At 59.9% G+C, this 1,097-nt stretch carries 1 protein-coding gene; it reads right to left on the reverse strand.

All coding sequences use genetic code 11. The annotated features are described in order from the left end of the window. The coding region (ubiM, locus tag AC04SI_RS33295) for a 5-demethoxyubiquinol-8 5-hydroxylase UbiM (protein ID WP_488475729.1) at positions 1-1,089 on the reverse strand (1,089 nt) is incomplete at its 3' end. Positions 1,090-1,097: the final 8 nt, after the last annotated feature.

Here is a 1,097-nt window from a genome sequence, read left to right on the forward strand (position 1 = left end):
ATGCTCGCCTGAGTAGAGTCCGACGAGGATATTCGTAGCATGATAGAGCGGTGCCGCCGACAGACGCAGCCAGCTGTCGTATCCGTGAAGCATGTCGGCATCGGCAATCTCGCGACGGTCGCGACAAGCTGTCATGATTTTATGGGCGAGTTGCTTCTGACCGCTGAGGCCGATGTTGAAGCCATGCGCGGTCACCGGGTGCATGCCAATGGCTGCGTCGCCGATGAGTGCGGCACTGGGAGCCCAGAACTTGTGCGCCCATGTCGTGACCAGCGGATAGCTATGGCGGGTGCTTGCCAAGGTCATTTTTCCGAGGCGCCCTCGGCACCGCTTCGTCAACTCCATCAGGAACAAATCGTCGTCGAAAGCAAGCAGTCTATCGGCCTCGTTTAAAGGCAAAGTGAGTAGCAGCGACGACACGCCTTCCGTGAGCGGCAACATCGCTATCGTCTGATGATGATCGAACCATTCGACTGCGATCTGGTGATGGACGCGTTCGTGCCTCACCCGGCAAATCAGCATCGAGTTGCCAAGCCGATTTATGCTGGCACCGATGCCCAACAGGTCGCGCGTGGCGGACAGACGCGAATTCGCTGCAACGAGAAGCCGAGCGGTCAGCCGCCTGCCATCGGAGAGCGTTATGACTGCTCGTTTGTGGCTGTTTGTTGCATCGACGACCGAGTGGCCGCAAAGCAGCTGGGCATGATCGTGCGAGCGGATGATCTTGAACAGGGCATCGCGGATCCGACAATTTGGGACCAGAACTCCGAGTGGTTCCCCAGATCCTCTGGGAGGATCGAAGCACAGGGCGAAAGGGCTCGATCCGTTGAGCACGCGCGCGCCTTGAAGCGGTGATTTGTCCGAAACGGGGATGGCATCCCAGGCGCCGAGCTCGCGAAGGATTCTGATCGAGGCGTTGGTCAGCGCGATCTCGCGACCGTCGAAAGCCGGATTCGCCAGCCTTTCCAAGGCCTGCTGTTCAACGACTGCCACCTTGAGTTCGCTCTGGGCAAGCGATGCGGCGAACGAAAGACCGACCGGCCCGGCTCCGACGACAACGATGTCGAAACTGTCGCCGGAGCCGGCCATCAGCGTGC

The organism is Mesorhizobium sp. CNPSo 4689 (assembly GCF_057784325.1).